Source organism: Thalassospira sp., assembly GCF_048059015.1.
GTDB lineage: Bacteria > Pseudomonadota > Alphaproteobacteria > Rhodospirillales > Thalassospiraceae > Thalassospira.
The window spans coordinates 91,729-110,093 of the sequence record NZ_JBLLNT010000006.1 but is presented as its reverse complement, the minus strand read 5'-3'; the positions used below and the strand labels follow the sequence as shown (position 1 = coordinate 110,093).

The window sequence follows — 18,365 nt, the reverse complement described above, 5'->3', positions numbered from 1 at the left end:
ATGGCGCAAAGCCAACGTTCACAGGGAAGAAAAGGTTCAAAAGCCGTGTTTTCACATCCGAAAAAAACCGACAGTTTAAAATTCACCACCCTGCTTGCCGCAATTGGCATGTTTGGCATGACCGCCACCCCGGCAGCAGCAGCTGATGATTGCATCGCACGTGGCGATCTTGATCAGATTTATTGCGACATGGACGGCGATCTGGTTGCTGATGCACCTGCCGCTGATCAGCTTGTCGATCCCGACACCCTTGTCTTTGCATACACCCCGGTCGAAGACCCGGCTGTTTATGCTGACATTTGGGAGCCGTTCCTTGAGCATCTTGAAAAAGTAACCGGCAAAGACGTTCACTTCTTTGCGGTTCAGTCGAACTCCGCCGAAGTCGAAGCAATGCGTTCAGGCCGCCTGCATGTTGCTGGCTTCTCGACCGGCCCGACCCCGTTTGCCGTTAACCTTGCCGGTGCCGTTCCGTTTGCCCTGATGGGTGGCGATGACGACCGTTTTGGTTACACCCTTCAGCTTTACACCCGCGTTGACAGCGGCATCAACGAAGTAGCCGACCTTAAAGGCAAGCGCGTTGCGCATACTTCGCCGACCTCGAACTCGGGCAACCTTGCACCGCGTGCATTGCTTCCGGGTCAGGGCATCGTTCCGGAACAGGATTATGAAGTTGTCTATTCCGGCTCGCACGATCAGTCGATCCTTGGCGTTGTCGCCGGTGACTATGATGCAGCCCCGGTTGCGTCCGAAGTTGTCGAACGTATGGCTCAGCGTGATCTCTACGACCCGAAAGAAGTCAAGATCATCTACGAAAGCAAGCGTTTCCCGACCACTTCGTTCAACTATGCGCATAACCTGAAACCGGAACTGGTCGAAAAGATCAAAGAAGCCTTCTTTACGTTTGACATGAAGGGCACCGCCCTTGGTGAAGAATTCAAAGGCGTCTCGAAGTTCCTGCCGATCACCTATCAGGATGACTGGGCGGTTATTCGTGAAATTCAGGCTGCCAACGGTGTCAAATACACCCCGGATAACCTGAAGTAATCCGCATTTCCCAATCGACCTCACGAATGCAGGGCCTGCACATCGCAGGCCCTGTGCCACCCATTTTTTCCGGGGTAACGCAATGCTGCGTATCAAAGAACTTGTAAAACGCTATGGCGATGAAAAGGCAGTGTTGAAGAACCTGAACCTTGAAGTGCCTGGCGAAAGTGTCGTTTCGATCATTGGCGCGTCCGGTGCGGGTAAAAGTACCCTTCTGCGCTGTATCAACCGTCTGGTTGAGCCATCATCCGGCTCCATCGAACTGAACGGCACCGAACTGACCAAACTTGAAGGCAAGTCCCTTCGCCTTGCCCGTCGCCGGATCGGCATGGTGTTTCAGGGCTTTAACCTGATTGACCGCCTGACCGTGATGGAAAACGTCCAGTCGGGCCGCTTGGGTTACCTGCCAGCGTGGCGTGCCGTCACCCGTAATTACCCACAAGAAGACATCGACCGCGCGTTTCACCTGATGGAGCGTGTTGGCATCGCTCATTACGCCGATAAACGCGCCGATGAGCTTTCCGGTGGCGAGCGCCAGCGTGTTGGCGTGGTCCGCGCCCTGATGCAGGAACCTGAAATCCTGCTTGCAGACGAGCCGACCGCATCGCTTGATCCGAAAACATCGCGTCAGATCATGGAGCTTCTGCGTGCGCTTGCATCCGAGCTACACCTGCCGGTTCTGATCAACATTCATAACGTGAATGAAGCCAAGGAATACACCCAGCGTATCGTTGGCATGCGCTTTGGCCGCATCATTTTTGATGGCGAACCGGTCGATCTGAACAATGACGCCATGGACGAAATTTATGCCGGCGTTCCGGCCGAAGAACGCGGTGGTGCCGAAAGCAGCAATCACCTGCGCGAGGTAGCCTCAAGATGAGCAGCACCGTTCAAACAACGGGCCGCACATGGAAGAAGCCCCCCTTTATCGCCAACCCTGTGTTGCGCTGGGGACTTCTGATTGCTGTGGCGACCTATGTATGGTGGGCTGTCACCAGCCTGCCATTTGACTGGGACCGCATTCAGGACGGTGTTCCACGTGCGATCCGCATCTTCAAGGGCGCTTTCCCGCCAAGCTTCATCCGGGGTGAGCTCCTGTTTGACGGCTTTATGGAAAGCATCAAGATCGCCATCGTTTCGACCCTGCTTGGTCTGGCGTTGAGCGTTCCGATTGCCTTTGCATCGGCATCAAACATCGCGCCGAAATGGCTTTATACCATCGGGCGCGGTGTGATCATTGTTGCCCGTTCCTTCCACCCGGTCATTGTCGCCATCCTGTTTGTCAAAGCAGTCGGCTTTGGTCCGCTGGCAGGCATTCTGACCCTCACGATCTATTCCATCGGTTTCGTTGCCAAAATGCTGGCCGAACGGATCGAAGAAATCGATTGGGGTCAGGTTGAAGCCATCCGTGCTGCGGGCGGGGCAACTTTTGTCACCCTGCTTTATGCCGTGATCCCGCAAATCATGCCCCGTCAGATCGGTCTTTCGATCTATCAGCTTGATAGTAACCTGCGCGCATCTGCCATTGTCGGCATTGTTGGCGCGGGCGGGATCGGATCAACACTTCTCAATGCCTTTGGGCGTTACGACTATGACTTCGCACTGGCGATCACGCTGTGCATCATTGGCATCATTCTTGTCAGTGAAGCGATTAGCGGCCGGATCAGGAGGAACCTATGGTAGCCACCCCCCCTACCGGACCGGACGCAATCGCCCATCGCGAATGGTCACGTTACACATCCAAGGAACGCTGGCGCCGTTATGGTCTGATGGCCTTGGTCGCGCTGGCTGTTGTCTGGTCGCTTTCGACCATCAACATCATCTGGCCATGGCTTTGGGATGCACCCCAACAGATGGGCGATCTGTTTTCCCGCATGTTCCCGCCGTCTCTTGAAGGCTGGAAAGACATTGCCTGGACGCTGCTTGAAACCGTCAATATCGCAACGATTGCGACATTCTTTGCCGTTTTCCTGTCGCTTCCAATAGCCCTGATCGCAGCCCAGAACACCACGCCCAACAGCTTCACACTGTGGCTTGGCCGGTTCATTCTGGTGTCGTCGCGTTCGGTCAACACCATCATCTGGGCACTGCTGTTTGTTGCTGTGTTCGGGCCGGGTGTTCTGGCCGGTATCCTTGCGATCATTTTCAGATCGATCGGCTTCCTTGGCAAATTGCTGGGCGAAGCGATCGAGGAAATTGACCGCGCGCCGATCGAGGCACTGGAATCCGTTGGCGCATCGCGTTTCAAAATTCTGGTCTATGGCGTCATCCCGCAAGTCATGCCGACCTTCTTCGCCGTATCGATCCTGCGTTGGGACATCAACCTGCGTGAAAGTACGGTTCTGGGTCTGGTCGGTGCAGGCGGTATCGGCATCATCCTGCAAGGGGCGATTGATACCTTTGCATGGCAAACGGTTGCCACGATCCTTCTGGCAATCATTGGTCTGGTCATCCTTGGCGAAGCAATCTCAGCTTACCTGCGCAAAAAGGTGATCTGACGTGGATAAAACATACGACCTTCTGGTCGTAGGCGGCGGCATCAATGGTGCAGGTATTGCACGTGATGCCGCCGGTCGCGGGCTTTCTGTTCTTTTGGTCGAACAGCGCGACCTTGCCTCGGCCACGTCTTCTTCCTCGACCAAACTCATCCATGGCGGCCTTCGATATCTTGAACATTACGAGTTCCGACTGGTGCGTGAAGCGCTTCAGGAACGCGAAGTTTTGTTGGCTGCTGCCCCACATATCATCTGGCCTTTGACATTCGTTTTGCCCCATCACCGGGGTCTGCGCCCGAAATGGATGCTGCGTGCTGGCTTGTTCCTCTATGACCATCTGGCAAAGCGCAAACGCCTGCCCGGATCGCGTGCGGTGTCGTTTAAGGGAACAGCCGAAGGCGAACCGTTGAAACCGGATTTCGCCGGTGGTTTTTCCTATTCCGATTGCTGGGTCGATGATGCACGTCTGGTGGTGCTGAATGCGCAGGATGCCGTGGCACACGGTGCCGAAATCCGCACACGCACGAAATGCAAATCACTGGTGCGTCATCATAAACACTGGAACGCAGAACTGATCCGCGAAGATGGATCAAGTTACGGCGTCAAAGCACGTGCTGTGGTCAATGCTGCCGGCCCATGGGTCACGGGCATGGTTGAAAATGCCGGACTTGGCGATAAGGCGGCTGGCCTTCGACTGGTCAAGGGCAGCCATATTGTTGTCCCGCGCATTCATGACCATGAATATTGCTATATCTTTCAGAATGGCGATGGCCGCATTGCCTTTGCGATCCCCTATCAGCAGGACTACACCCTGATCGGTACGACCGATGTTGCCTATGGCGGCGATCCGGCACAGGTCAAAATCAGTGATCAGGAAATTGAATATCTGCTGGATCTGGTGAACGGGTATCTCGCCACGCCGCTATCACGCGATGATGTGGTCTGGGATTATTCCGGTGTTCGCCCGCTTTATGATGACAAGAACGCCAATGCATCGGCGGTCACGCGCGATTACGTGTTTGATCTTGATACCGGGTCGGGTGAAACCGAACCGGCGATCCTGTCGATCTATGGCGGGAAAATCACGACGTATCGTCGTCTTGCCGAACATGCGATGCAAAAACTGGCCCCGGTTCTGGGCAATTCGGCCCCGGATTGGACGGCCAATGCGACCTTGCCGGGCGGCGATATTCCCGGTGGTGATTTTGATCGCTATCTTGATGCTTGCATCGCGCGCTTTGACTGGGTACCAAGCGCGCTCACGCGCCGTCTTGCACGGTGCTATGGAACAGCTTTGGAACAGATTTTGGGACAGGCCAAATCACTCAGTGAACTGGGTGCCGAGATTGCCCCAACTCTCTATGAAGCTGAACTTCACTACCTGATGGCCAATGAATGGGCGCGCAGTGCAGACGATGTTCTGTGGCGCAGAACCAAGCTTGGCCTCGGGATGCAGCCTGATCAGGTCGAAGCCATTGAAAACTGGTTTGCCGCCCAAGCCCGGCTTGGTCAGGCTGCACAGTGATGACTGACTGAGGTGACTGCGCAGCCTAGAGTCAGAACCTAGCTGCGCAGGCCATCCCATTTCACGAATTCATGGGCGATGAAATCTTCCATCATTGCGCGCCACATGCGTTCGGCCATGTCTTCGTCAAATCCATCCGCACGGCATTGCGCCTTTACTTTCGTGATCACGTCTTCGATGCGGTCTTCGTCACGTACGGCATCGCGCGATTGTTTGATGCGCGCAGCCTGTTCAATGTAATTGAGCCGTTCGGCCATCAGTGCGACCAGAAGCCTGTCGATCCTGTCCACATTGGCGCGGACATCGGTCATGGTTTCACAATGGTTGGCTTTAACGGTCATAGTCCAGAACCTTCTTTCATTCAAATTCACGCACAAAAAAGGGCAGTGCGAACACTGCCCTTTCTGTCGATGTCGGGAACGCCTTAATAGGCATATTCCTTAAATACCGGATCAACGGATCCGTTCCATTCGGTTTCGTATTTATCAAGAAACTCTTCGGCAAGGGTGCGGCCACTTTCGGCAACGTCTTCCAGGCTTTCCAGGAAGTGGCTTTCATCATCACCATAGCCATCCATGCGCCCACGTGCCTTAAGGCCCTGTTTGGCGATGGCCAGAACGTCCTTGGACAGATCCTGTACCGTGCCGTTCTTGAACTTGGTGGCAAGGGCCGTGCACGGAACGTCATTGCGAAGCGCTTCGCGTTCTTCGACCGACATGTCCTTGACCAGATCCCAAGCCGCGTCAAGGGCCGCGTCATCATAGAGCAGACCAACCCAAAGGGCCGGCAATGCACAGATGCGTTTCCACGGGCCACCATCCGCACCGCGCATCTCAAGAAACTTCTTAAGACGCACTTCCGGGAAGGCGGTGGTCATGTGATCAGACCAGTCATTCATGGTCGGACGTTCGCCCGGCACCACATCAAGTTTGCCATCCATGAAATCACGGAACGACTTGCCAGCGGCATTGATGTATTTGCCGTCGCGATACACGAAATACATCGGCACATCGAGCATGTAGTCGACATAGCGTTCAAAGCCGAAACCTTCTTCGAACACGAACGGCAGCATGCCGCAACGATCCGGATCGGTGTCGGTCCAGACGTTTGAGCGTGAAGACAAGAAACCACTTGGTTTGCCATCAACAAACGGCGATGCGGCAAACAGCGCAGTCGCAACCGGCTGCAGAGCCAGAGACGCTCTGAACTTCTTGACCATGTCGGCTTCTGAACTGAAGTCCAGATTGACCTGAATGGTCGAGGTGCGCAGCATCATATCAAGGCCAAGCTTGCCGACCTTTGGCATATATTCGCGCATGATCCCGTAGCGGCCTTTTGGCATCCAGGGCGTTTCTTCGCGCGACCATTTCGGCTGATGACCAACACCAAGCATATCAATGCCAAGGTCACCGCAGATTTCGCGCAATTCATGCAGATGGGTATGCACTTCACCACAGGTCTGGTGAATGTTTTTAAGCGGTGCACCGGACAATTCGATCTGTCCACCCGGTTCGAGCGAGACAGAACATTTGTCCTTGGTCAGGGCAATGACATTGCCGTTTTCAATGATTGGTTCCCAATCATAGCGTTCAGCAAGTGCAGTAAGCAGCGTCTTTACACCGCGTTCACCTTCATAAGGAATGGGGCGAAGGTCTTCACGGGTAAAGGCGAATTTTTCGTGTTCGGTACCGATGGCCCAGTCCGCTTTTGGCTTGCAGCCGGACTCGAACCATTCGACGAGTTGGCGCCGGCTTTGAATTACCGGGCTCTCGCCAGTGGAGGCGCTGACAGTCATAAGGGCTTCCCCTAATCTCTCGTAACTGGTCGGGCAGACCAATCGCCGATGCGATCCTGAAACACAGTCAATGCAGCAATCGCTGCCGTCTCCGCACGCAGGATGCGCGGGCCAAGACTAACAGGCGTTGCAAAAGGCTGTTTGCGGATACGTTCAAGTTCGTCGGCGCTAAAGCCGCCTTCGGGTCCAATTACGATTGCGTGGTTAACAACATTGATATTGTCGATAACCGAGCCAGCGCCCTTTGCCAATAGCTGACTTAGCACTTCACCAATTGGTGACCCGGAACCGGTTTCGTCGCAGAACAGAACATGGTGATTTTTGCCTTCATTTGCGACCCAGTCCAAAAGACGCATCGGTTCGCAAATCTCTGGCACAGTCAGGCGTTCGCACTGCTCGGATGCTTCGATCACCTGTGCCTGCAACCGATCAAGACGCACCTTATCAGTAATGCCATGCTGGGTGATGATGGGCTGAAGTTTTTCAACACCAAGCTCGACCGCCTTTTCAATCAGGAAATCCAGCCGCTGCTTTTTGATCGGCGCAAAGACAAGAGTCGGTCCAAGTTCCTGACCTTGCTCGCGTAATTGCTGCTCGGCTGTAACCCGCCCCTTCTTTTTGCGAAGCTCGCTGATCGTGCCAAGCCATTCCCCATCAAGGCCGTTAAAAAATTTTACCGGCGTTCCGGGCTTGAGGCGCATGACATGTTCAAGGTAATGAGACTGTTCAGGAGCCAGTTCGATCTCGCAACCGGGCGTGATAGGATCATGGACGAAAAGGCGTTGGCGCGCGCGGGTGGCGTCTGCGGTCATGGATGTCCCCAATGGTGTCCCGACCGTTCGCCGATCGGATTTTGACAAGTTAATGCGTTAGATAGGCCAATTATGACACAGGTCAACCAACCAATACAGAATACCAAAAACGATATGCCGGTTGATGGCTGGATTGATCGGTTTATGCCTGTGCCGGTACGGCCCTATCTGAAGCTCCTGCGCCTTGATCGCCCGATTGGCACCTGGTTGTTGCTTCTGCCCTGCTGGTGGTCAACCGCAATGGCGGGCGGCATCACCGATGGCATTACCGCCAAGCAGATCGTGATCATGATGGCTTTGTTTGGCGTTGGTGCGCTGATCATGCGCGGGGCTGGTTGCGTGATCAATGATCTGGCCGACCGTAATTTTGACGGCAAGGTCGAACGCACCATTACCCGCCCACTGCCAAGTGGTCAGGTCAAAGTTTGGCAGGCCTTGCTGTTCCTTGCCTTCATGATGCTGCTGGGTTTGGGCATTCTCGTCCAGTTCCGCATCGAGGCGATCATTGTCGGGCTGTTTTCCATTCCGATCATCATCACCTACCCCTTCATGAAGCGGATCACCTATTGGCCGCAGGCTTGCCTTGGCTTGGCCTTTAACTGGGGTGCGCTTGTTGGTTGGGCCGCCGTAACCGGATCAGTTGAACCGGCCGCCATTGCCATGTATGCGGCGGGCTTTTTCTGGACGCTTGGCTATGACACCATCTATGCCCATCAGGACAAGGATGATGATGAAAAGATCGGTCTGAAATCACTGGCACTGCGCCTTGGCGATGCGACGCCCAAATGGGCCAAGGGGTTCTATACCCTTACCACGCTTTTGCTTGGCATTGCCGGGATGCTGGCCGATTTGCATTGGTCCTATTTCGCACTCCTGGGCTTGGCGGGCATTCATCTGGGCTGGCAGGTTGCCACGGTTAAGCTTGATGACGCGGCAAACTGCCTGAAACGGTTTAAGTCAAACCGCGATTACGGGCTTTTGGTTTTGGCGGCTATCGTGATCTCGCATCTGATTGCAATTGCCTGACAATCAGACCCTTGGTCTGGTTTCACGAACCATACGTACCATCTGTTTGATATCACGAAACGAATAAGGGCGCGTTCATGACCGCACCGCTTGCCTTGATGATTGCTGGCCTGATCCTTGCCGGGGTTGGTGCCCAATGGTTCGCATGGCGCGCAGGCATTCCGGCCATCGTGATCCTGTCGGCCCTTGGCTTGGTCTTGGGACCGGGCACCGGCCTGATTGATCCGGTGGCCGATTTTGGTCCGTTGCTTCAGCCCCTTATTGCGGTTGCCGTTGCCGTCATCCTGTTTGAAGGCGGCCTTGCGCTTGATTTCCGGGAACTGCGCCACAGTGTTAGTGGCATATTACGCCTGACCACTGTCGCCCCGCTTCTGGCTTGGCTGCTTGGTGCCGGGGCAGCCCATTACCTTGCCGGTCTTAGCTGGCCGGTCGCGGCCCTGTTTGGTGGCATCATGATCGTAACGGGCCCAACCGTCATTGCCCCGCTTTTGCGCCATGCGCGTCTGTCAAAGCATCCCAGCACGCTTTTGAAATGGGAAGGCATCGTCAATGATCCAATCGGCGCGCTGTTTGCCGTGCTGGTTTACGAAATCATTGTCGCCAGCCAGCTGGGCAACGGGCTAAGCGGTGCGATTGGCCATCTGGCCTTTAACATCATCGTTGCCCTTGCCATCGGTCTGATTTTAGGTTTCTGCACGGTTCAGGTGTTCCGTCGTGGCTGGATCCCGGAATTCCTCAAGGCACCCTTGGTTTTGGGCGTATTGCTGACCTGCTTTGCCGGGGCCAATATCGTTCAGGAAGAAACCGGTCTTTTGGCCGTCACCGTGCTTGGTCTTGTTATTGGCAACGCACATCTGATGGCAATTGATGAAATTCGCCGTTTCAAGGAGACCCTCACGGTCATTTTGGTTTCAAGCGTCTTTATCATTCTGACCGCGACACTGAAATGGTCGATGGTTGAAGAACTCACTTGGGGCCATGGCCTGTTTGTTGCCGCGATGTTGTTTGTTGTCCGTCCGGTTTCGATCATGGGCGCGCTTAGCTTTTCCAAGATCGAATGGCGCGAACGGCTTTTGGTCGGCTGGATTGCGCCGCGCGGCATTGTCGCGGTCGCGGTGTCCGGCCTGTTTGGCACAGAACTTGTCCATCTTGGTTATGCCGATGGCGCCCTTTTGATCCCGCTTGCCTTTGCCATGGTGTTTACGACCGTTGTTCTGCACGGCTTTTCGATCCGGCCGATGGCGCGTTATCTTGATCTGGCGGTCAATGGTCCGCCCGGTGTGTTGATTGTCGGTGCGCATCAATGGACCACCGATTTGGCCCTGCGTCTGAATGAACTTGAAATACCGGTCGTGATTACGGACTCGCGCTGGCATGCGCTGCGCACCGCGCGTGAAGCTGGCCTGACCACTTTTTACGGCGAAGTCCTGTCCGAGGTATTTGAACATCACCTTGATACCAGCGCACTTGGCAAACTGATCGCAGCAACCGACAATGATGCCTATAACACGCTGGTCTGCACGGACTTCGCGCCGGAATTTGGCCGCCGTTCGGTATTCCAGACCGGCATCCACCGTGGATCAGAAGATCGCAGTCGCCACAATGCCAGTCAGACGCTGGGCGGTTTGCCGCTATGTTCCAAGCCACTGACCACCGATGACATCCGCTACGATTATCGAAGCGGCGTTTCGGTGCGTCAGACGCGTTTTACCGACAGTTTTGGCTGGGATGACTTCACGGCCCTTCACGACGAAGTCCCGACCATCCTTGCACTGGTGCGCGGCAATCAGCTTTTCATCGGATCGGAAATCCCCAAAGCCAAGGCAAAGGACGTGATTTTGTATCTGGGTCTGAGTGATCCTGAATACGGATCGTAAAGAACCGCTTGCCGACGCCTCGCAAAGCAGATAAGCCCCGCAGATATCCACTACCAGAGCACACCAAACACCATGACCGACAACATCTTTGCAGACGCCTTGGTTCCAGATGTCGATGATCCACAATTCGCTGATCTGATCGAGACATTTACCGTGCCTGCACGCGTGCCACTGGCACCCGAGATCGAGATGTATCTGGCAACCCACATCACCCCGCTTTGGCAGGCGACCGAAGATATCTTGGGCGTGCTTGATATCCCGCCGCCCTATTGGGCCTTTGCATGGCCAGGTGGTCAGGCAATTACGCGCTATATCCTTGATCATCCTGAACTGGTGCGTGGCAAACGGGTGCTGGACTTCGCCTGTGGGGGCGGCATGCAGGCGATTGCCTGTGTTCAGGCCGAAGCCGCCGAAATTCTTGCCAATGACATTGATCCGGTCGCAATCACCGCAACGCGCCTGAATGCCAAACATAACGGTGTGTCATTTGCGACAACGACCGAGAACTTTGTCGGCACGTCCGCGCCGGAAAAGCGTTGGGATGTGATTTTTGCCGGTGACGTTTGTTATCAGCAGGACATGGCAAATGCGGTTCTGCAATGGTTGATGGCCGAAGCACGTTTGGGCACGCGGGTTATTCTGGCCGATCCGGGCCGAACCTATGCCCCGACCCATAACATTGACGAGCTTGAAACGTATGACGTGCCCGTCGATGTCGCGGTTGAGGATGCAGAAACCAAGTTCACCCGGATCTGGCAATTGCTGCCAGATCGGGCGACCAATGGTTAGGCGTGTGCTTAGCTTGCAATACTGCGGATGCAGTCATTCAGTTCGGAAATCCCGTTAAAGACATATTCGATGTTCTTCGAGATTTCCTGGGTCACAGCGGTTTGTTCTTCGACCGCAGATGCGACCGCATCGACATAGCCATTCACGCTATCGGCTGACAGGGCAACACCATCAATCGATGTCACCACGGTCTTTGTGATATCCATCATCGCATTGATCTGCGTTTCGATATCGTTGGTGGCTTTGGCCGTCTGGTTTGCAAGGTTTTTGACCTCGTTGGCGACAACCGCAAATCCCTTGCCCGCGGCACCGGCACGGGCGGCTTCGATGGTCGCATTCAACGCCAGAAGGTTAACCTGCTCGGCCAGATCGCGGATGATTTCGACAACACCCGCCATTGATTCAGATGTCGCTTCAAGGTCGCCCCTCACCCGACGCGCATCGGCAGTCTTGGTAATGATGTCACCCATCGCGACCTGGGACCGGTTCATACTTTCGCTGATTTCGCGAATGGCGGTCAGCATTTCTTCGGACGCGCTTGCGACGGCTTCGGCACTCATGTTTAAATCTTCGGCAAGGATCTTGGCCTTTTCGCGTGCGACGACCTGTTTGGTGATGTCGGTTGCATATTTGACAACCTTGAACGGTCGGCCATCGACATCAAATACCGGGTTGTAGCTCGCCTGAATCCAGACTTCCTTACCGTCTTTGCCAAACCGTTTGAACTCGGCAACCTTGTATTCACCGCGCCGTAACTCTTCCCAGAATTCCTTGTATTCAGCACTTGTCGAATAATTGAAATCGACGAACATGCTGTGCGGCTTGCCGATGATATCCGCCAAGCTATAGCCCATGGCGCTCAGGAAATTGTCATTGGCATCAAGGATCGTCCCATCCATCTTGAACGCAATCACGGCCTGTGATTTGCGGATTGCAGCGATCTGACCTTCGTAATCGGCTGCCTGTCGTTTCTGGGTGGTGATATCGGTCGCGTATTTCACGACCTTGAACGGTTTGCCCGACATATCAAGGATCGGGTTGTAACTGGCTTGTATCCAGACTTCCCGGCCAAATTTATTGATGCGGCGGAACTCATCGACAAAGGCCTCGCCAGCGCTCAGGCGTGACCAGAAGGTTTTGTATCCTTCGGTTTCGGCAAAGGCATCATCAATGAACATCCGATGGTTTTTGCCCTTCAGCTCATTGAGGTCATATCCCATCACGCGCTGGAAGTTGTCGTTGGCATTGATGATCGTGCCATCCAGTTTGAACTCGACCACCGCAAGGGATTTGCCGATGGCTGCAATCTGACCGGCATGATCCGCTGCTGCGAGCTTCTTGTCGGTGATATCGGTTGCCACCTTGAAGACTTTGTATGGTTTGCCACGTGCGTTCAGGATCGGATTATAAGTCGCCTGAATCCATATTTCCCGACCATCTTTGGCAAAGCGGCGGAACTCGGCCGAGAAATACTCACCGGCCTTCAGCCGCGCCCAGAACCGTCCATATTCACGTGTTTTGATTTCTTCCGGATCGACGAAGATGCTGTGATGCATGCCCTTCACTTCTTCAAGCTCATAGCCCATCAGGTTGAGGAAGTTGAAGTTGGCGTCAAGAATCTGCCCTTCAAGAGTAAATTCGATGGTGGCCTGCGAAAGCTTGATGGCATTTACGATATGTGCGTCGCCAGATCCGAAGCTGAACATTTAGTGATGTCTCCTAGAGCACCTGAGATGACCCGCGTACAAACGAATGAACTTTGCTTGCAGATCCTTGCTTTGAGCGATCTCTCGTCAGGCGACATGAGGTGTGTCAGAGACAGAACGGGCTTCGCCAGTCAGCGATAAAACATGCCCAACACTTCACAGAACCATACGCAACCGCAAGATACGTTCGTATAGTTATGCGATACCAATATTCGACCATATCCCCATATGTGGAGGCAAATGCGAATGTACGAAATTATTTGGATGGTGCTGGAAGAAATCATTCCGGTCTGAGGACAATATCAGACCGGAGTAACTTGGGTCAGATGATCAGCTTGCAATGCTTTTCACGCAGTCATTCAATTCGGAAATTCCGTTGAAGACATATTGAATATTCTTGGAAATATCCTGCGTCACGCTGGTCTGTTCTTCGACGGCGGAGGCAATTGAGTCAACATAGCCACTGACCGCTTCAGCAGATGATGAAATCCCCTCGGTCGAGGTGACAACACGTTTGGTGATGCTCATCATCGCTTCGATCTGGGTTTCAATTTCGTCAGTTGCCTTGGCGGTCTGATTGGCAAGGTTTTTGACCTCGCCCGCCACCACAGCAAAGCCTTTGCCTGCTTCACCCGCACGTGCGGCTTCGATCGTGGCATTCAAGGCCAAGAGGTTTACCTGTTCGGCCAGATCACGGATGATCTGAACGACACCCGCCATCGATTCCGATGTGGCTTCAAGGTCAGCTCTGACCTCGTTTGCTTCTTCGGTTTTGCCGACGATCTCGTTCATCGCGGCCTGCGAACGATGCATGCTTTCGCTGATTTCCTGAATGGCTGCCAGCATTTCCTCGGACGCGCTGGCGACTGCTTCGGCACTGGTGCTTGACGTTTCGGCCAATCCCTTGGCTTTACGCCGGGCCTGAATTTGCCGGGTGATGTCCGTGGCATATTTGACGACCTTGATCGGGCGTCCATTCATATCCATTACCGGATTGTAGCTTGCCTGAATCCAGACTTCCTTGCCGCCTTTGCCAAAGCGGCGGAATTCGGCCACCTTGTGTTCACCCCGGCGAAGAGATTCCCAGAATTCGGCATATGCCGGTCCCTTGGCTTCCTCGGGATCGACAAAGATGCTGTGATGTTTGCCGACAACTTCATCAAATTTGTACCCCATAGCGCCAAGGAAATTGGGGTTCGCATTGCGGATGGTACCATCCATTTCAAATGAAATGACGGCTTGGGATTTGTGAATGGCTTCGATCTGACCCGCAAAGTTCGCTGCCTGAAGCTTCTGGGCGGTAATGTCGGTCGCATATTTCACGACCTTGAACGGACGCCCGGCCATATCCATGATCGGGTTGTAGCTTGCCTGAATCCAGACTTCCTTGCCGTTCTTGCCAAAGCGCTGATACTCGGCTGCCAGATGCTTACCGGATGCCAAATCCTGCCAGAATTTTCGATATTCCTCGCTTTTGGCGTAATCCGGCGCAACAAACATACGGTGATGCTTGCCTTTGATTTCGCCCAGCGAATAGCCCATTGCACCAAGGAAGTTCTCGTTGGCACTGATGATTGTCCCATCAAGCTCGAATTCGATCACTGCCTGTGCCTTGCTGATCGCCTCTATCTGACCGGCGTGATCCGCTGCCTGAAGCTTCTGAGCTGTGATGTCACTGGCAACCTTGAAGACCTTATAGGGTTTGCCACTGCCATTCAGGACCGAATTATAGGTCGCCTGAATCCAGATCTCCTTGCCACCTTTGGCAAACCGCTGGAATTCGGCGGTAAAGGACTCACCTGCCTTCAGGCGTTCCCAAAACTTTCGGTATTCGTCACTTCTGGTAAATTCCGGGTCAACAAACATGCTGTGATGTTGTCCGCGAACTTCTGAAAGCCCATAGCCCATCAAATCCAGAAAATTCTTGTTTGCATCAATAATCTTGCCATCCAGCGAAAACTCAATCGTCCCCTGCGATTGCTTGATCGCCTTGATGATATGGCTGTCGTCCGAACCTGAGCCAAACATGGTAGTCTCCCTGAACCATGAAGCGTGAAAAACGCACGCGCGCGTTCGACGCATGAAGCATGCGCCGCCGGACTCTCCCAAGTATTTACCCATAGTTTGATGCTCGTCTCGTACCCCGAGCACCTTGTGCTTGCCGCGACCAACCAGTCATTCCAAAATGACTTTGCTGATCAGCCCGCTCTTACGGCGGGGCGCCGACATCACAATAAGCCTTTGATATTTAAAAACTTACTTGTCAGCTTCGCACAAGAAAAAGTGTTATAAAATTCTTCGTAAGTATATATGGGGTTGTAGAAACCAGTTTACAGGGTCACCCCTTTTTTTGCGTACCATCTACACGTAAGGATGACCGAAATGCTGCGTCATCAATGGCGCGGAGCAATAGTTCCGGTTTAAAAACCAGCCCTGCTTCACGCATGAATTGCGCGATCATTTCCAATTGGGTTTTGATCGGATAACGCCGCCCTTCGCCCCGTATCGCGGCAAGTGCAAAGATATCGCCTTTGGCATATGTATGACCGCACGCGGATTGATACATCCCGACATGTTCCGGGCTTAGGCCGCAATCAAGCGCGATATCGCGTCCATGCATCTGCACATAGCTATAATGGGCCGGAACAGATTCCGTGACATGCATATGGCTTAGCTGTTGTGGCGTCAGCCAAGTCACGGCAATCCTGACCCGTGTGCCCGGCGACGGTGCAAGGGTCGCCGGGATTGCGCCATAACTGGCCATATGCGCTGAATAGACGATGTCATGATGCGACATCCATCCAAGCGTAACCGGTATGTCATCAGCCAAATTTTGGTGGGTGAATTTACGTGTCAGCTGCACCGGCGCGCGATTTGATCCCACTGCCAGAACCGGTGTGCGACCGATCAAAGCAGAGTCAAGATCATCGGTTGATATCGCCTCAACCCGCCCGGCACGAAAGCGAAAGTCGTGATCAGGTGCGGCGTAGGGATACAAAAACGCGCGCAGGAGGTCCTGCGCGCGTGGATGCTGTTCGATCTGTTCGCGCAACACGGGATCCGTGATGCCATGCGCCTCAGAAATCGAAAACATGTTCAGATCGTTCCGGCTTAGCCTTCAACGACACGGTAACGGTAGTTGCAGTCGTCAACATGCTGCCATGCCAGCTTCGACCATGCTTTTTCAGCATCACCGAACGTGGCGAACGGGCCATGACGTTCTTCGGAACCGCCAACCGGGTTTTCAAATTCGGTGCTTTCATATTCGCCACCAACAACCCAGTATTCTTCAAGGCGTTCGATGCGATAGCGCGAGTTCGCGTCATCAACCGACTGCCAGGCCATTTTCGACCATTCCTGTTCCGCGTCTTCGAAGCTGCCAAACGGACCAACTTTGGTTTCTTCGCCGATCGGCTTGTCGAAACCGGTATCCTGATAGGTGCCCCCGATAACCCAATATTTGGCCATCTGTGCGTCCTTCATGCTTTTGGTGAGTTGCCATGCCGCGTGTTGTGGGCCACGCGACTCAATTCTAGCCCATGTATAACCAAATGATGCGTCAACCAAAACCGCAAAATTATGCAACGCAGCATCCCGGTTTCATGTAGGAAGCAATCGATCCAGTTACAAATAGCGTATTTGACAACAGCAAGGTTGTCCAAGCCCGCCTGCGCGCGTATGAAGACAATCAGGTTTCAAAGCTTTAGATGACAGGTGCCATGCCCTATCAATCCCTTCGTGACTTCATGGATGCGCTGGAAAAAACCGGCCGTCTTGTCCGTGTCACAGAACCGGTCTCCCCCAATCTTGAAATGACGGAAATTCAGACCCGCCTTCTGGCCGAAGGTGGCCCGGCGGTTCTGTTTGAAAATGTTGTGGGCGATGACGGCAAGAAATACGACATGCCGGTTCTTGTGAACCTGTTTGGCACCGTGGACCGCGTTGCCGCGGGCATGAACCGCAAACCCGAAGAACTGCGTGAAGTTGGCGAAACGCTGGCGTTCTTAAAACAGCCAGAACCACCGGCCAGCATCCGCGAAGCATTTTCGATGCTCCCGCTTGCCAAGACCGTCATGGCGATGAAACCCATAACGGTTTCAAAGGCACCGTGTCAGGAAATTGTCCTTCAAGGCGATGATATTGACCTGACCAAGATTCCGGTTCAGTCCTGCTGGCCGGGTGAACCGGCGCCACTGATCACCTGGCCGCTGGTGGTGACACAAGGTCCGACCGCTGGTGAAAAAGGCGGTGACAAGCGTGATGTGTTTAACCTTGGTATCTATCGCATGCAGGTGCTGGGCAAAAACAAGACCATCATGCGCTGGCTCAAACACCGTGGCGGTGCGCAGCATCATGCGCGCTGGAAACAGGAAAAACGTGATCCGTTGCCAGCCGCCATCGTTCTCGGCGCTGATCCGGGAACGATCCTGGCCGCTGTGACCCCGGTTCCCGACACGCTTTCGGAATATCAGTTTGCTGGTCTTCTGCGCGGTGAAAAGGTCGAGCTGGTTGACTGCAAAACCGTTCCGCTGAAAGTCCCGGCCACGGCCGAGATCGTGCTGGAAGGCTATGTATCGCTTGATGAATACGCGCCCGAAGGGCCGTATGGCGATCACACCGGCTATTATAACTCGGTCGAAGACTTCCCGGTCTTTAACGTCACCGCGATCACCATGCGCAAAGACCCGATTTACCTGTCGACCTTTACCGGCCGTCCGCCAGATGAGCCATCGGTTCTTGGCGAAGCACTGAACGACGTATTCGTCCCGCTTCTACAGCAGCAATTCCCGGAAATCGTTGATTTCTGGCTGCCACCCGAAGGATGCAGCTATCGCATCGCGGTGGTGTCGATGAAGAAGGCTTATGCCGGGCATGCCAAGCGCGTGATGATGGGTGTCTGGTCGTTCCTGCGCCAGTTCATGTACACCAAATTCGTCATCGTCGTGGATGACGACATCGATGTGCGCGACTGGAAGGATGTCATGTGGGCGATCTCGACCCGGATGGACCCGGTGCGCGATATCACCACGGTGACGGACACGCCGATTGACTACCTTGATTTCGCCTCCCCGGTTTCCGGCCTTGGCGGCAAGCTTGGCCTTGATGCCACCAACAAATTCCCGGGCGAAACCAACCGCGAATGGGGTGAGAAAATCTATATGGACGATGACATCATCGACCGTGTTGATCAAAAATGGGATCGCTATGGCCTGCCCGGATCGGGCAAGAAAATCTGGCGGGATTAAAATGACACAGGCGGGTTTCAAACCCGCCTTTTCTTTTGACCGCTACATTC

16 protein-coding genes are annotated in these 18,365 nt (G+C 54.1%); 9 read left to right on the top strand and 7 right to left on the bottom strand.

The genetic code is table 11. From position 1 onward, the window contains the following. Positions 1-45: 45 nt before the first annotated feature. The 5 genes from phnD to glpD all read left to right on the top strand — a co-directional run bounded on the left by phnD (position 46) and on the right by glpD (position 5,064). A complete protein-coding gene (phnD, locus tag ACMZ66_RS09810) occupies positions 46-1,044 on the top strand; it encodes a phosphate/phosphite/phosphonate ABC transporter substrate-binding protein (protein WP_416936852.1) in 999 nt (332 codons plus the stop codon). 82 nt (positions 1,045-1,126) lie between these two features. Next, positions 1,127-1,924: a phosphonate ABC transporter ATP-binding protein gene (phnC, locus tag ACMZ66_RS09805; protein ID WP_416936850.1), complete on the top strand. Its 798-nt coding sequence runs from the start codon at positions 1,127-1,129 to the stop codon at positions 1,922-1,924. Next, on the top strand, positions 1,921-2,727 hold the full coding sequence (gene phnE, locus ACMZ66_RS09800) for a phosphonate ABC transporter, permease protein PhnE (RefSeq protein ID WP_416936848.1): 807 nt from the start codon (positions 1,921-1,923) through the stop codon (positions 2,725-2,727). Before phnC ends, phnE (ACMZ66_RS09800) begins: the two co-directional genes overlap by 4 nt. Further along, on the top strand, positions 2,721-3,542 hold the full coding sequence (phnE, locus tag ACMZ66_RS09795; RefSeq protein WP_416936846.1) for a phosphonate ABC transporter, permease protein PhnE: 822 nt from the start codon (positions 2,721-2,723) through the stop codon (positions 3,540-3,542). The genes phnE (ACMZ66_RS09800) and phnE (ACMZ66_RS09795) overlap by 7 nt, the downstream gene beginning before the upstream one ends. 1 nt (position 3,543) lies before the next feature. After that, positions 3,544-5,064 carry a glycerol-3-phosphate dehydrogenase gene (gene glpD / locus ACMZ66_RS09790; RefSeq protein ID WP_416936844.1) on the top strand — a complete coding sequence of 507 codons (1,521 nt, stop codon included), beginning with the start codon at positions 3,544-3,546 and terminating at the stop codon, positions 5,062-5,064. 38 nt (positions 5,065-5,102) lie between these two features. Here glpD and ACMZ66_RS09785 read toward each other — a convergent pair whose 3' ends face one another. From ACMZ66_RS09785 to ACMZ66_RS09775, 3 genes are all read right to left on the bottom strand, one after another. Next, positions 5,103-5,405, bottom strand: a complete 303-nt coding sequence (locus ACMZ66_RS09785; protein WP_416936842.1) for a chorismate mutase — start codon at positions 5,403-5,405, stop codon at positions 5,103-5,105. An 83-nt stretch (positions 5,406-5,488) separates the two neighbouring features. Then, a complete protein-coding gene (locus tag ACMZ66_RS09780; protein ID WP_416936840.1) occupies positions 5,489-6,859 on the bottom strand; it encodes a glutamate--cysteine ligase in 1,371 nt (456 codons plus the stop codon). 11 nt (positions 6,860-6,870) lie between these two features. Continuing rightward, a complete protein-coding gene (locus ACMZ66_RS09775; protein ID WP_416936837.1) occupies positions 6,871-7,671 on the bottom strand; it encodes a 16S rRNA (uracil(1498)-N(3))-methyltransferase in 801 nt (266 codons plus the stop codon). 72 nt (positions 7,672-7,743) lie between these two features. Between ACMZ66_RS09775 and ubiA the strand changes: the two genes are divergently transcribed. From ubiA to ACMZ66_RS09760, 3 genes are all read left to right on the top strand, one after another. Next, positions 7,744-8,697 (top strand): 4-hydroxybenzoate octaprenyltransferase, encoded by a 954-nt coding sequence (gene ubiA, locus ACMZ66_RS09770; protein WP_416936835.1) that lies wholly within the window; start codon positions 7,744-7,746, stop codon positions 8,695-8,697. A 77-nt stretch (positions 8,698-8,774) separates the two neighbouring features. Continuing rightward, positions 8,775-10,574: a cation:proton antiporter gene (locus ACMZ66_RS09765; protein WP_416936833.1), complete on the top strand. Its 1,800-nt coding sequence runs from the start codon at positions 8,775-8,777 to the stop codon at positions 10,572-10,574. Between the two features lie 72 nt (positions 10,575-10,646). Next, positions 10,647-11,363, top strand: a complete 717-nt coding sequence (locus ACMZ66_RS09760) for a class I SAM-dependent methyltransferase (RefSeq protein WP_416936831.1) — start codon at positions 10,647-10,649, stop codon at positions 11,361-11,363. Between the two features lie 8 nt (positions 11,364-11,371). Here ACMZ66_RS09760 and ACMZ66_RS09755 read toward each other — a convergent pair whose 3' ends face one another. The 4 genes from ACMZ66_RS09755 to ACMZ66_RS09740 all read right to left on the bottom strand — a co-directional run bounded on the left by ACMZ66_RS09755 (position 11,372) and on the right by ACMZ66_RS09740 (position 16,537). After that, a complete protein-coding gene (locus ACMZ66_RS09755) occupies positions 11,372-13,069 on the bottom strand; it encodes a PAS domain S-box protein (protein ID WP_416936829.1) in 1,698 nt (565 codons plus the stop codon). 330 nt (positions 13,070-13,399) lie between these two features. After that, positions 13,400-15,097, bottom strand: a complete 1,698-nt coding sequence (locus ACMZ66_RS09750; RefSeq protein WP_416936827.1) for a PAS domain-containing protein — start codon at positions 15,095-15,097, stop codon at positions 13,400-13,402. Between the two features lie 310 nt (positions 15,098-15,407). Beyond that, positions 15,408-16,163 (bottom strand): hypothetical protein, encoded by a 756-nt coding sequence (locus ACMZ66_RS09745; protein WP_416936825.1) that lies wholly within the window; start codon positions 16,161-16,163, stop codon positions 15,408-15,410. A 17-nt stretch (positions 16,164-16,180) separates the two neighbouring features. Next, positions 16,181-16,537 carry a DUF4170 domain-containing protein gene (locus tag ACMZ66_RS09740; protein ID WP_416936823.1) on the bottom strand — a complete coding sequence of 119 codons (357 nt, stop codon included), beginning with the start codon at positions 16,535-16,537 and terminating at the stop codon, positions 16,181-16,183. 251 nt (positions 16,538-16,788) lie between these two features. On the opposite strand from ACMZ66_RS09740, the gene ACMZ66_RS09735 reads away from it, so the two are divergent. Continuing rightward, a complete protein-coding gene (locus tag ACMZ66_RS09735; protein WP_416936821.1) occupies positions 16,789-18,315 on the top strand; it encodes a UbiD family decarboxylase in 1,527 nt (508 codons plus the stop codon). Positions 18,316-18,365 lie beyond the last annotated feature (50 nt).

Bases quoted from the DNA above. Each gene is read 5' to 3' on its own strand.
- ACMZ66_RS09755 (WP_416936829.1), bottom strand. From the start codon at position 13,069: ATGTTCAGCTTCGGATCTGGCGACGCACATATCGTAAATGCCATCAAG.
- ACMZ66_RS09785 (WP_416936842.1), bottom strand. From the start codon at position 5,405: ATGACCGTTAAAGCCAACCATTGTGAAACCATGACCGATGTCCGCGCC.
- phnE (WP_416936848.1), top strand. From the start codon at position 1,921: ATGAGCAGCACCGTTCAAACAACGGGCCGCACATGGAAGAAGCCCCCC.
- phnC (WP_416936850.1), top strand. From the start codon at position 1,127: ATGCTGCGTATCAAAGAACTTGTAAAACGCTATGGCGATGAAAAGGCA.
- ubiA (WP_416936835.1), top strand. From the start codon at position 7,744: ATGACACAGGTCAACCAACCAATACAGAATACCAAAAACGATATGCCG.
- ACMZ66_RS09780 (WP_416936840.1), bottom strand. From the start codon at position 6,859: ATGACTGTCAGCGCCTCCACTGGCGAGAGCCCGGTAATTCAAAGCCGG.
- ACMZ66_RS09745 (WP_416936825.1), bottom strand. From the start codon at position 16,163: ATGTTTTCGATTTCTGAGGCGCATGGCATCACGGATCCCGTGTTGCGC.
- ACMZ66_RS09735 (WP_416936821.1), top strand. From the start codon at position 16,789: ATGCCCTATCAATCCCTTCGTGACTTCATGGATGCGCTGGAAAAAACC.
- phnE (WP_416936846.1), top strand. From the start codon at position 2,721: ATGGTAGCCACCCCCCCTACCGGACCGGACGCAATCGCCCATCGCGAA.
- ACMZ66_RS09775 (WP_416936837.1), bottom strand. From the start codon at position 7,671: ATGACCGCAGACGCCACCCGCGCGCGCCAACGCCTTTTCGTCCATGAT.
- ACMZ66_RS09760 (WP_416936831.1), top strand. From the start codon at position 10,647: ATGACCGACAACATCTTTGCAGACGCCTTGGTTCCAGATGTCGATGAT.
- ACMZ66_RS09740 (WP_416936823.1), bottom strand. From the start codon at position 16,537: ATGGCCAAATATTGGGTTATCGGGGGCACCTATCAGGATACCGGTTTC.
- ACMZ66_RS09765 (WP_416936833.1), top strand. From the start codon at position 8,775: ATGACCGCACCGCTTGCCTTGATGATTGCTGGCCTGATCCTTGCCGGG.
- ACMZ66_RS09750 (WP_416936827.1), bottom strand. From the start codon at position 15,097: ATGTTTGGCTCAGGTTCGGACGACAGCCATATCATCAAGGCGATCAAG.